This window comes from Acidovorax sp. M14, from assembly GCF_049331375.1.
Classification (GTDB): Bacteria; Pseudomonadota; Gammaproteobacteria; order Burkholderiales; family Burkholderiaceae_C; genus Acidovorax.
In genome coordinates this window covers 3,182,857-3,194,644 of the sequence record NZ_CP186263.1, presented here as the reverse complement: position 1 = coordinate 3,194,644, position 11,788 = coordinate 3,182,857, and the positions used below count along the sequence as shown (strand labels likewise).

Here is an 11,788-nt window from a genome sequence, read left to right as displayed (position 1 = left end):
ACATGAAGGGCAATATTGCTGCGATCGTTCTGGTCGTTCTGGGCGTGTTTTTTCTGCTGACCAACCTGGGACTGATCAGCATCAGCCTGCGCGAGCTGCTGCGCGTGTGGTGGCCGGTGGCGCTGATTGCGGTGGGCGTAGCGCTGTTCTTCACGCCGGGCAACAAGAGCAAATAAGCCGGGGAGAGCGCGGGCCCTACTGGCGCGCGAGGTGTCAGTCCTCAGCCCAGCTGGGCCCCTTCGGCGCCGTGGGGGTGGGCGCCGTGCCCGCCATGCTCCTCGCGGGGCTGCACAAAACCAGGGTCGTTGCCAAAGTAGCCCCGGAACAGGTTGCGTGCAATGCCATGGGCCGCTACCTGGAGGTCGCGCGCCACCTCGGGTGCAAACAGGCGGCTGGTGTGCTGTTGCCACAGCCCCACCCAGGCCGCAAAGTGGGCAGGGGTGACGCCCTCCAGCGCCATGTGTTTGCCGAAGACATCGCCCTTGAAGCTGCGGGTGCCCAGCACGACGGTGCTCCAGAAGTCCACCAGCCGCTGCAGGTGGGCGTCCCACTGGCCGTGCAGGGCCTTTTCAAACACCGGGCCCAACAGCGGGTCGTGCCGCACATCCCCATAAAAGCCGTGCACCAGCTGCGTGATGCTCTCCGCGCTGGGGGCGAGCTGGCTGGCGGGCTGTGTGCGGTTGGCTTCGTCGGTCATGGCGGCAGTGTGCCCGCTCACTGGCAACCGCAAGCTGACGTGGCACAAGCCTGGGCGGGAGCAGCGCTGGCTTCGAACCGCGGAAACAGCACGTTGTTCTCCAGGTGGATGTGGTTGATGAGGTCGTCGCCCAGCTGGGCAATGCCTGCGTAGAGCGCGCGCCAGGTGTTGCATGCGCCTTGGGGGGGCGTGGCGTCATTCGTCAGCGCGTTGAGCTTGTCCAGCGCTTCGCCATGGTCCACGTGTTCGGCGCGCATCATGCCGATGGGCTGGCCCACAAAGGGGTTGCCGCCGTTCTTGAGCATCGGGAACAGCACCTGTTCTTCCTTGAGCATGTGCGACAGCAGCTCTTCGTGCATGGCCTCCAGGTGGTCGGCCAGGCCGGCCGGTACCTGCGGGTGGTCGCGGTGCACGGCTTCCACGCGGCGGGCCATGCGGATCAGCTCAGGCAATTGCTGGCGGTGCACCTCGTGGTAGCGCGCCAGGATGTGGTCGATGAGCGCGCTGGGCGACGCTGCCTCGGGCACGGCGTCGCTGCGCTGCAGGGCCGCCAGTTCGGCCAGCACGGCGTCGGCGTCCAGCCCCTTGTCGGCAGCCGCCTTGGCCAGACTCACCTGGCCACCACAGCAAAAGTCCAGCTTGAGGCGCCGAAACACCGCCGTGGCGCCCGGCAACTGCACGGCGATCTGGCCGATCTGCTGCTCGGCGCTCAGTGGTAGCGGGGTGGTGGGGGCTGTGGCGTGCAGGGTGTCGATGCGGGCGTTCATGGTGGTCCTTTAAAGATTCATATCGTGTGAATATTTTAACGAATAAAATTCAGGCTGTATGCATCTTTTTGATTGATCTGCGGCAAACCCATGCGACTGACCCAATGGACCGACTACACGCTGCGCGTGCTGATGTACTGCGCTGCCACCGAGGGGCGGGCGCAGCCCGTCACCATCACGGAGGTGGCCGAGGGCTACGGCATCTCGCGCAGCCACCTGATGAAGATCGTGCAGCAGCTGTCGGCCCAAGGCCTGCTGGAGACCACGCGCGGGCGTGGCGGTGGCATGCGGCTGATGGTGCCGGCCTCGTCCATCCACATTGGCGCAGTGGTGCGTGCCACCGAGACGGACTTCAACCTGGTGGAGTGTTTTGACCCCGCCTCCAACCAGTGCCGCCTGAGCAGCCACTGTCGGCTGAAAGGGGTGCTGGGCCAGGCCATGCAGGCCTATCTGGCGGTGCTGGATGGCGTGACGCTGGCGGATCTTGTGGCGCCCACGTCGCCCCAGGGCGTGGCGCTGCAGGCCACGGTGGCGGCCCCGCGTGCAGGCAGTGCCCGCCGCAAGGCCGTGTTGGTGCCCGGATTGCCCGATGCACCTGGTTTTGAATAAGAACGGCGTGATGCGCTAGTGCTACATGCCTGGATAGCTATCAAATTAATAGTGTCCCGTTGCGCCCTGTAAGTATTGAGGCGCCACGCTGCTCAGCGCAGCACTTCGAGCAGGCGGTCCAGCCCGCCCTGGTTGATGGCCACCTTGGCCTGGGCGCGCACGGCGGGCTTGGCGTGGTAGGCCACCGACAGGCCGGCAACGTCCATCATGGGCAGGTCGTTGGCGCCATCGCCCACGGCAATCGCCTGCTGCGGCGAGATGCCCATCAGCGAGGCCACTTCCAGCAGCGTGCGGCGCTTTTCTGCGCCATCGCAGATGTCGCCCCAGGCCTGGTCCACCATGCGGCCCGTCAGCTGGCCGTCTTGCACTTCCAGCATGTTGGAGCGCGCAAAGTCGATGCCCAGCCCGGCCTTCACGCGGTCGGCAAAGAAGGTGAAGCCGCCCGAGACCAGCAACGTGGTCAGGCCTGCTGCCTTGGCGGCGGTGATCAGCTCTTTGGCGCCGGGATTGAAGCGCAGGCGCTCGGTGAACACCTGCTCCATGTGCTGCACCGTCACGCCCTTGAGCAGCGCCACACGCTGGCGCAGGCTCTCCTTGTAGTCGGCGATCACGCCCTGCATGGCTGCCTCGGTGATCGCGGCCACCTCGGTCTTGCGGCCGGCGGCATCGGCGATTTCGTCCACGCACTCGATGTTGATGAGGGTGGAGTCCATGTCAAAAGCGATGAGCTTGTAGGCGGACAGGGACAGCGGAGGCTCGATGCCCTGGATGACGAGGCCAGGGGCGAATTCGGTTGCGTGGGTCATGGCAGAAAAAGGGGAACAAATGCGGGGTAAGAACCCGCAATGGTATCCCTGGCGGGCTTCTGCTCCCGCCTTGCCCGCCGTGCTTCGCGCGCAGGTTCTCGTCAGATCCCTTACCTCAGCGCGGATGCGGCAGGTTCTGGCTGCCGCCTTTCAGCGCCTTGGCGGCCGGATTGGGCTGGGGCGGCTCGTTCATCTTGACCAGGAACATGCGCACAAAAAATGCAGCCATGCAGATCATGAACCCGATGCCGATGATGCTCATCAGGCCGTAGTCGGTAGAAAACAGATCGTTCAGCAGCTTCATGGAGACCCTCCTTGTGGTGGTGTTCCCCACTATCGGATGGTCCCTGCGGCGGCTGCTTGTGCTGTGTCAAAGACTGCGGCGTGTGGGCAAGATGCAAGTCAAACCAAGGCGGGATAGCGGCCAGTGCCTTCGGGCCAGGGCGTGAGCACCTCGAACCCGTCGGCCGTCACGGCCACCATGTGTTCCCACTGGGCGGACAGCGAGCGGTCGCGGGTGACCACGGTCCAGCCGTCGGCCAGCTCCTGCGTGTCGCGCTTGCCGGCGTTGATCATGGGCTCGATGGTGAAGACCATGCCTTCCTCCAGCCGCAGGCCCTGGCCGCGCTGCCCGTAGTGCAGCACCTGGGGCTCGTCGTGGTAGATCTGCCCGATGCCGTGGCCGCAGTATTCGCGCACCACGCTGAACCGCTCGCGGTGGGCCACGGTCTGTATGGCATGGCCCACATCGCCCAGCGTGGCGCCGGGGCGTACCTGGGCAATGCCCGCGCACATGGCCTCGTAGGTGGTGTCCACCAGGCGGCGCGCCAGCGGGCTGGGCTCGCCCACAAAGTACATGCGGCTGGTGTCACCAAACCAGCCATCCTTGATGATGGCCACGTCGATGTTGATGATGTCCCCTGCCTTGAGCACTTGGCCGGGCGACGGAATGCCGTGGCAGATCACGTGGTTGACCGAGGTGCACACCGTTTTGGGATACCCCAGGTAGCCCACGTTGGCGGGGGTGACCTGCAGTTCGTTCACGATGTAGTCGTGGCAGAGCCGGTCCAGCGCCTCGGTGCTGACGCCGGGCTGCACGTGTGGCGTGATCATGTGCAGCACGCGGGCGGCCAGGTGGCCGGCCTCACGCGCCTGGGCGATTTCGGCGGGGGAGCGCAGGGTGACGCGGGACGACTTCATTGAACACGCCGCCCGCTGTGGCCCGGCTTGGCGGCCACGGAGGCCGCCACCGTTTCCAGGTCGAAGCCTCCGGCCTGCTCGGCGCGGATCAGCAACTGGCAGATGTCGCTGTGGTCGAGGTTGGGATGCAGCTCGGCCAGCATGCCGATGCGCATCCAATGTTCTGCCTGTGCGTTGATGGAGCGAGACAGGGCGTTGCTGGCAACGCGCAGGTTCTCGTGCATTTGGTCTGAAATTTTGACAATACCCATGCAGCGAATTATATGCGAAACATATATGTTTCGTATTGCTGCGTGTCTGCAGTCCCTGTGGTGCGCGTTGGCAACACTGCGCTGATGCCCGCCAGCGCTACTGCGGCGGCCGCTTCAGATAGAGCTGGTCCGACCAGGTGGCCAGCCACTCGGGCTTGAAGGCCACAAAGATGGCCGCGAGCATGCCCGTCACAAACCCGTCGCCCCAGGCCATGAGCCAGCGGGCCACCAGCGACAGCTCGTTGCCCACACCCGGAAACAGGTGCCCGGTCCATTGCGAGAGCACACCGGCGGCGAACACGCAGGCCACGGTGCCCAGAAAAGCCCGGCCCAGCACGTACACAAATGGCTGGGTGCCCACCCAGCGCCGCAGCAGTGCGCCCAGCGCCAGCGCTAGCGTGGCGGGCACCACACCCAGCCAGATGGCGGCGCCCAGCGCGTCGGCCCAGTCCAGGGCGGGTGAAAGCAGGCCCGCAATCGCGCCCACCGCCAGCAGCACGGGGATGGCCAGCGGCCAGCCCAGTATCAGCACCACCAGGCACGCGCCCGACCACTGCAGTTGCAGCGGCATGGCGTGCAGGGTGGGCAGGGCCCACAGCCAGGGCAGAAACACCAGCGTGGCCAGCAACGGCGTCCACAGCGGGGACGCCGCACCGTGGGACTCATGCACCAGCGGCTTGCGGCTGGCCAGCAGTCGCCAGGGCCGCGTGGCCAGGGCGGCCGTCAGCGTCACCAGCGCGAGAAGAGACTCCAGCCACATTGTTTGCTTCTCTTTTGATAGCTGTCGGCGCATTATCTACTAGCGCTTGCAGCCTCTTTGGCTTTTTGAGCCTGTTTACGATCTCCCAGGGGGCGCGCAGCGGTCTTTGCGGGGTGGGATGCAAGGCGCGGTGCGCAGTGGATAGCCCAGCTATCCACAAGCGCCGCAACGCCGCAGACCGCCCGCAAAGGCCACTGCCCGAAGGGTTGGAGCGAAATCGGGTGATTGGACGCCCCAGCTGCTTGCACGGGCGTGGGCCCATGCTGCGCATCCGAAGCCTCCACTCATCCCGATTGCGCGCCAACGCGATCCCCTGCGAGATCGTAAACAGGCTCTTGTAACGCTATGCAGCCACCACGGGTTGCCCCAGGCTGCGCAGAATGTCCCGCACCATCTGCGCGCGGTCCTTGGGCTCCTTGAGCTCGCGCTCGACGCGCAGCTTCTCGTTGCCCGCCAGCTTGATGTGCTTGTTCTTCTGGATCAGCTCGATGATGCGCATCGGGTCGATCGGCGGCTGGGGCTTGAAGGTGATGTTGATGACGCCCGGCGCGGCATCCACCTTCACCACGCCATAGGGCTGGCTCAGCACGCGCAGGCGGTGCACATCGATCAGCGTTTGCGCCTGCGGCGGCAGCTTGCCAAAGCGGTCCACGATCTCTTCGAGCAAGCCGTCGATCTGGTCGTTGGTCTTGGCGGTGGCCAGCTTCTTGTAGAACGACAGGCGCAGGTGCACGTCGCCGCAGTAGTCATTGGGCAGCAGCGCGGGCGCGTGCAGGTTGATGTCGGTGGTGACCGAGAGGGGCGCCAGCAGGTCGGGCTCCTTGCCCGCCTTCAGCGATCGCACGGCTTCGCTCAGCATCTCGTTGTAGAGCTGGAAGCCCACCTCCAGCATGTTGCCGCTCTGGTTCTCGCCCAGCACCTCGCCCGCGCCGCGGATCTCCAGGTCGTGCATGGCAAGGTAGAAGCCCGAACCGAGTTCTTCCATCTGCTGGATCGCGTCCAGCCGCTGGGCGGCCTGCTTGGTCAGGCCCTCCACGTCGGGCACCATCAGGTAGGCATAGGCCTGGTGGTGGCTGCGGCCCACGCGGCCGCGCAGCTGGTGCAATTGCGCCAGGCCGAACTTGTCGGCGCGGCTCATGATGATGGTGTTGGCCGTGGGCACGTCGATGCCGGTCTCGATGATGGTCGAGCACAGCAGGATGTTGTAACGCTGCGCCACGAAGTCCCGCATCACCTTCTCCAGCTCGCGCTCGGGCATCTGGCCATGGGCCACGGCGATGCGCGCCTCGGGCAGGATCTCTTCGAGCTTCTGGCGGCGGTTCTCGATCGTCTCCACCTCGTTGTGCAGGAAGTAGCACTGCCCGCCGCGCTTCAGCTCGCGCAGCACCGCCTCGCGGATCACGCCGGTGCCCTCGGTGCGCACGAAGGTCTTGATGGCCAGGCGCCGCTGCGGCGCGGTGGCGATGACCGACAGGTCGCGCAGGCCTTCGAGCGCCATGCCCAGCGTGCGTGGGATGGGCGTGGCCGTGAGGGTGAGTACATCCACCTCGGCGCGCAGGGCCTTCATCTGCTCCTTGTGGCGCACGCCAAAGCGGTGCTCCTCGTCGATGATCAAGAGGCCCAGGTTGTGGAACTTGGTGGATTCGGACAGCAGCTTGTGCGTGCCGACCACGATGTCCACCGTACCGTCGCCGATGCCCTTGATGGCCGCCGTGATCTCCTTGCCCGAACGAAAGCGCGACACCTCGGCCACCTTCACCGGCCACTTGCTGAAACGGTCCACCAGCGTCTGGTAGTGCTGCTCGGCCAGCAGCGTGGTGGGCGCAAGGAAGGCCACCTGCTTGCCGCCCGTGACTGCCACGAAAGCCGCGCGCAGGGCGACCTCGGTCTTGCCAAAGCCCACGTCGCCGCAGACCAGCCGGTCCATGGGGCGCGGCGAGATCATGTCCTGGATGACGGCGTGGATGGCGGCGTTCTGGTCGGCCGTTTCCTCGAAGCCGAAGTCGTTGGCGAACTGCTCGTAGTCCTGCGGGCTGTAGCGGAAGGCATGGCCCTCGCGCGCGGCGCGGCGGGCGTAGATGTTGAGCAGCTCGGCTGCACTGTCGCGCACCTGCTCGGCGGCCTTGCGCTTGGCTTTTTCCCACTGGCCGCTGCCCAGCTTGTGCAGCGGCGCCTCGTCGGCGCTCACACCGGTGTATCGGCTGATGAGCTGCAGCTGGCTCACCGGCACATACAGCACGGCCTTGTCGGCGTATTCGAGGTGCAAGAACTCCTGCATGGCGGGCGTGCCGTCGGGGTTCTTGTTGCCCACGTCCATGTTGATCAGGCCCCGGTAGCGGCCAATGCCGTGCTGGCTGTGCACCACGGGGTCGCCCAGGGTCAGCTCGGCCAGGTCCTTGATCAGCGCCTCGACATCGCTCACCTGCTCCTGCTTCTTGCGGCGGCGCGTGGTGGGGCCTGCGGCAAACAGCTCGGTCTCGGTGACGAAGTCGATACCGTCTTCGATCCAGCTGAAGCCCACGGTAAGGCCGGCGGTGGCAATGCCCACCTTCTCGTCGGCGGTGCCCTGGAACTCGGCCAGCGAGTCGAAAGCCGGAGGGTTCACCCCGCTGGCGCGCAGAAAGTCGAGCAGGCTCTCGCGCCGCCCATCGCTCTCAGCCAGCAGCAGCACGCGGTGCTGTGTGTTGCGGATATGGGCGTGCAGGCGCGCCAGTGGGTCTTCGGCCCCGCGCACCACTGACAGGTCGCCCAGTTTCTGAAAGTGCGGGTTGTCCTCCACGTCCTCCACGCCGGGGCGGATGGCCAGCTGGGCATGCTCCTTGGCGCGCGTGTAGAACTGGTCGGCCGACAGGAACAGTGCCTCGGGCGGCAGCGCCGGGCGTTCGGGGTCACCCTGCACCAGGCGGAAGCGGTCTTTGGTGTCTTGCCAGAAGCGTTGGAATGCGGGCTCCAGGTCACCGTGCAGCACCACCGTAGCTTCGTCTCCCAGATAGTCGAACACCGTGGCGGTTTCATCGAAGAACAGTGGCAGGTAGTACTCGATGCCCGCCGTGGCCACGCCTGCGCCCATGTCTTTGTAAATGCGGCTCTTGGTAGGGTCACCCTCCAGCATCTCGCGCCAGCGGCTCCTGAACTTGGCGCGCGCGTCGTCGTCCATGGGGAACTCGCGGCCGGGGAGCAGGCGCACCTCGGGCACGGGGTACAGGCTGCGCTGGCTGTCGGGGTCGAAGGTGCGGATGCTGTCGATCTCGTCGTCGAACAGATCCACGCGGAAGGGCACGAGCGAGCCCATGGGGAACAAGTCGATCAGCCCGCCGCGCACGGCGTATTCGCCAGGGCTCACGACCTGAGATACATGCGAGTAACCGGCCAGCGTGAGCTGGGCCTTGAACTTGGCCTCGTCGAGCTTTTGTTTGACCTTGAAGTGGAAGGTATAGCCCGCCAGGAAGGAGGGCGGTGCGAGGCGGTACAGCGCGGTGGTGGCAGGCACCAGCACCACGTCGGCCTCACCCTGCGAGATGCGCCACAGCGTGGCCAGCCGCTCGCTAATCAGGTCCTGGTGCGGGCTGAACGTGTCGTAGGGCAGCGTTTCCCAGTCAGGGAACAGCGCGCAGCGCAGGCCGGGCGCAAAAAAGGCCATCTCGTCGATGAGCCGCTGCGCGTCGGTGGCGTCGGCCGTGACGATGGCGGTGGTGCGGCCGGCAGCCTTGTCGCGCTCGGCCAGGCGGGCCAGCAGCAGGGAGTCGGCGCTGCCCACGGGGCGGGGCAGGGCAAAGCGTTTTCCGGGGGAGAGTTTGGGGAGTTCCATGCGGACGGTGTCGTCAGTGGGCCCGCCGCATCCCCAGGGGCGCGAAACACGCACGGGTTGGATCGGGGGCAACGGGAGATTTTAGAATGAGCGCTCCATGACTGCTCCCCTGCTGCACCCTTCGCTCACCCCCTTGTCGGCCCAAGGGCGTTTTTGGGCGCTGGTGCCCTGCGCAGGGGTGGGGTCACGGGCTGTGCCGGCAGGCGCAGGCAGCCCCCCTCCAGCACAGCCCGTGCAGGCATCGACCGTGGCGGCGTTCTCGCCTGCCGCAGCGCTGTCTGCCCGCGCTCCTGCAGTGGCGGGCCCGCTGCCCAAGCAATACCACCTGGTGGCAGGCCACCCTATGGTGCTGCACACACTGGCCGCCTTTGCCGGTGTCGGGCGCCTGCTGGGCACGCTGGTGGCTGTGGCACCGGGAGATCGCTTTCTGGATGCCCATGCCCACCCCGCATTTTTTGTGGTCGAGTGTGGTGGCCCCACGCGTGCCGACACGGTGCTGGGTGGTCTCAAGGCGTTGCTGGAGCGCGGTGCGCAGCCTGGCGACTGGGTCCTGGTGCATGACGCTGCGCGCTGCCTGGTGACCTCAGAGCAGATCGATGCGCTCATCGACCAGTGCGCGGGCGACAGTGTGGGCGGGCTGCTGGCGCACAAGCTGGCCGACACGCTCAAGACTTCCATCGACGGCCCGGGCGGCGTGCGCGTGGCTTCTACTGTGGACCGCAGCGACAAGTGGCTGGCGCAGACGCCCCAGATGTTCCGCATCGGCCCGCTGATGGAGGCGATTGACAAGGTGGGCTCCAACGTGACCGATGAAGCCAGCGCCATGGAGGCCATGGGCTTTCACCCCCGGCTGGTGCCCGGCGGGGCACAGAATTTCAAGGTCACTTACCCGGATGATTTCGCGCTGGCGGCTGCTGTGCTGGCCCAGCGGGCGCACAGCACCACGCTGGAGCGTTTTGGGGGCGAGCGGGGGCAGGTGAACACGGCCCCCGGCAAGAAGAATCTTTTTTAAGCCCATCGCACAAGGGCTGCTGGCATCACCGGTCTGCTGCCAAGGTCTGCTGTCAACATTGCGCGGCCAGGGAGTCTGATGGACGGCACCGGCGAACCAACACTCAAACATTCACAAAGACAAAGGCAAGCAGATGAATTTCAGGATTGGAGAAGGCTGGGACGTACATGCGCTGGTGCCCGGCCGCCGCCTGGTGATTGGTGGGGTGGAGATCCCTCACACGACAGGCCTGCTGGGCCACTCGGACGCCGACGTATTGCTGCACGCCATCACTGACGCGCTGCTGGGCGCGGCGGCACTGGGAGACATTGGCCGCCATTTCCCCGACACCGATGCTGCGTTCCGCGGCGCCGACTCGGGCGTGCTGCTGGCCGAGGCGGCACGGCGGGTGCGCGCCGTGGGCTTTGAGATCGGCAACATCGACAGCACGGTCGTCGCCCAGGCCCCGCGCCTGGCGGCGCACATCCCCGGCATGCGGGCCGCGATCGCCAGGGCGGTGGGCGTGGCCGAGGGCCAGGTCAATGTGAAGGCCAAGACGGCCGAGCGCCTGGGCCCGGTGGGGCAGGGCTTGGCCATGGAGGCACGGGCCATCGCGCTGGTGTACCGGGCATAACCCAGCCTTTTGCAACGGGGCCTGCAGCGCTCAGCTGCTGCCGCGCTCCACGATGGAAAAGCCGATGTCGACCACGGGCTGGGCGACTGCTTTGCCTTCGGCCCGGTCGGCAATCCATCCGGCAGCCGTCTGCCCCATGCGCGTGCCATCAATGCGCACCGTGGAAAGGGCCGGAGTGACCGTTTCGGCAAAGTCGATGTCGCCAAATCCCACCACCGCGAGTTGCTGTGGTACCGCGATGCCGCGTGCCCTGGCTTCGGTCAGCACGCCCAGGGCCAGCATGTCGGAGCTGCAGAACACGGCGTCGATATCGGGAACGTCGGCCAACAGGGCAGCCAGCCCGGCACGGCCATCTGCGTGGGTGGTGGGCGATTTGCCCAGTCGAACGGCGGGCGGGCGCAGACCCAGGCGCGCGGCGGCGGCGGCAAAGCCCTGAGCGCGCCGCGCGGCACGCTCATCACCACCGCTCAGTAGCGCCAGCCGTCGCCGTCCCCTGGCGAACAGGTGCTCGCACACGGCGGCGCCGAGCGCTTCATGGCGCAGGCCGACGAGCATGTCGATGGGGGTGTCGGTGAAGTCCCAGGTTTCAACCACCGGAATGCCCGAGGCCATCAGCAAGCGCCGTCCTTCGGGAGAATGCATGACCCCCGTGAGCACGATCCCATCGGGCCGCCGGCCCACGATGGCGCGCAGCAGCGCGTCTTCGCGGGAGCGTGCATAGCCCACCTGGCCCACCATGACCTGAAAGCCGCGCAGTTCCAGCGCATCGGTGAGGGCCTGCACCATTTCACCAAACAGAGGCCCCGTGAGCGTGGGGACCAGTGCCGTCACCACGTGGCTGCGCGCCGAACGCAACCCGCCTGCCACGAGGTTGGGTACATAGCCCAAAGTGGAAACGGCTTCCTGAACCCGTTGCCGCGTGCGCTCAGACACCTGCTGCGGCGTGTTGATGGCGCGCGACACGGTAATCATCGACACGCCTGCCCGTTCGGCCACCTCGCGCAGCGTGACCGCCGAGCGGTCGCGGCCGGAGGGTGGGGCAGTGCGGGCCGGGTCTGGAGCTTGCATGGTGGTGGAGTCTAAAGGGCGCGTGACTTCGGGCTGGCACCGTGCACACCCCGTGCGAGGGCACTCCAGTGAAATTTGGAAACCAAGGGTTTTCACTATGTCGTCTGATGATGTTAACGTTAACATTTGCATAAATCGCAGAAATTTCGCCTTTTAGAGCAGAAATTCTGTGACTTGTACGACCTTTAAAGACCTCT

Annotated in this window: 13 protein-coding genes; 4 read left to right on the top strand and 9 right to left on the bottom strand. The window is 66.1% G+C overall.

Annotated elements, in window-relative coordinates:
• The first annotated feature begins 2 nt into the window (after window positions 1–2).
• Window positions 3–176 (top strand): LiaI-LiaF-like domain-containing protein, encoded by a 174-nt coding sequence (locus ACOYR4_RS14885; protein WP_015014756.1) that lies wholly within the window; start codon window positions 3–5, stop codon window positions 174–176.
• 44 nt (window positions 177–220) lie between these two features.
• On the opposite strand, the gene ACOYR4_RS14880 is transcribed toward ACOYR4_RS14885, so the two are convergent.
• The gene (locus ACOYR4_RS14880) at window positions 221–697 is read right to left on the bottom strand and encodes a group III truncated hemoglobin (RefSeq protein ID WP_422847139.1); all 477 of its coding nucleotides are present in this window, start codon (window positions 695–697) and stop codon (window positions 221–223) included.
• A gap of 17 nt (window positions 698–714) precedes the next feature.
• Complete coding sequence (gene ytfE / locus ACOYR4_RS14875; protein WP_060985960.1) at window positions 715–1,464, bottom strand: iron-sulfur cluster repair protein YtfE; 750 nt, start codon at window positions 1,462–1,464, stop codon at window positions 715–717.
• A 90-nt stretch (window positions 1,465–1,554) separates the two neighbouring features.
• On the opposite strand from ytfE, the gene ACOYR4_RS14870 reads away from it, so the two are divergent.
• Complete coding sequence (locus tag ACOYR4_RS14870; RefSeq protein WP_309824989.1) at window positions 1,555–2,073, top strand: Rrf2 family transcriptional regulator; 519 nt, start codon at window positions 1,555–1,557, stop codon at window positions 2,071–2,073.
• A 92-nt stretch (window positions 2,074–2,165) separates the two neighbouring features.
• Here ACOYR4_RS14870 and serB read toward each other — a convergent pair whose 3' ends face one another.
• The 6 genes from serB to mfd all read right to left on the bottom strand — a co-directional run bounded on the left by serB (window position 2,166) and on the right by mfd (window position 8,898).
• Window positions 2,166–2,879, bottom strand: a complete 714-nt coding sequence (gene serB, locus ACOYR4_RS14865; RefSeq protein WP_422847138.1) for a phosphoserine phosphatase SerB — start codon at window positions 2,877–2,879, stop codon at window positions 2,166–2,168.
• 115 nt (window positions 2,880–2,994) lie between these two features.
• Window positions 2,995–3,183 carry a DUF3149 domain-containing protein gene (locus ACOYR4_RS14860; RefSeq protein WP_015014751.1) on the bottom strand — a complete coding sequence of 63 codons (189 nt, stop codon included), beginning with the start codon at window positions 3,181–3,183 and terminating at the stop codon, window positions 2,995–2,997.
• A gap of 98 nt (window positions 3,184–3,281) precedes the next feature.
• Window positions 3,282–4,079: a type I methionyl aminopeptidase gene (map, locus tag ACOYR4_RS14855; protein WP_422847137.1), complete on the bottom strand. Its 798-nt coding sequence runs from the start codon at window positions 4,077–4,079 to the stop codon at window positions 3,282–3,284.
• Window positions 4,076–4,330 (bottom strand): ParD-like family protein, encoded by a 255-nt coding sequence (locus tag ACOYR4_RS14850; protein WP_422847136.1) that lies wholly within the window; start codon window positions 4,328–4,330, stop codon window positions 4,076–4,078. The genes map and ACOYR4_RS14850 overlap by 4 nt, the downstream gene beginning before the upstream one ends.
• 97 nt (window positions 4,331–4,427) lie before the next feature.
• Window positions 4,428–5,090: a hypothetical protein gene (locus ACOYR4_RS14845; protein ID WP_422847135.1), complete on the bottom strand. Its 663-nt coding sequence runs from the start codon at window positions 5,088–5,090 to the stop codon at window positions 4,428–4,430.
• Window positions 5,091–5,433: 343 nt separating this feature from the next.
• Window positions 5,434–8,898 carry a transcription-repair coupling factor gene (gene mfd / locus ACOYR4_RS14840; protein ID WP_422847134.1) on the bottom strand — a complete coding sequence of 1,155 codons (3,465 nt, stop codon included), beginning with the start codon at window positions 8,896–8,898 and terminating at the stop codon, window positions 5,434–5,436.
• Window positions 8,899–8,995: 97 nt separating this feature from the next.
• Here mfd and ACOYR4_RS14835 point away from each other — a divergent pair, with 97 nt between their 5' ends.
• Together ACOYR4_RS14835 and ispF are read left to right on the top strand one after the other, a co-directional pair.
• Entirely contained in the window at window positions 8,996–9,910 is a 915-nt protein-coding gene (locus ACOYR4_RS14835) for an IspD/TarI family cytidylyltransferase (RefSeq protein WP_422847133.1), read from the top strand.
• Between the two features lie 133 nt (window positions 9,911–10,043).
• The gene (gene ispF, locus ACOYR4_RS14830) at window positions 10,044–10,523 is read left to right on the top strand and encodes a 2-C-methyl-D-erythritol 2,4-cyclodiphosphate synthase (protein WP_422847132.1); all 480 of its coding nucleotides are present in this window, start codon (window positions 10,044–10,046) and stop codon (window positions 10,521–10,523) included.
• 30 nt (window positions 10,524–10,553) lie between these two features.
• On the opposite strand, the gene ACOYR4_RS14825 is transcribed toward ispF, so the two are convergent.
• Window positions 10,554–11,591 (bottom strand): LacI family DNA-binding transcriptional regulator, encoded by a 1,038-nt coding sequence (locus tag ACOYR4_RS14825; RefSeq protein ID WP_422847131.1) that lies wholly within the window; start codon window positions 11,589–11,591, stop codon window positions 10,554–10,556.
• Window positions 11,592–11,788 lie beyond the last annotated feature (197 nt).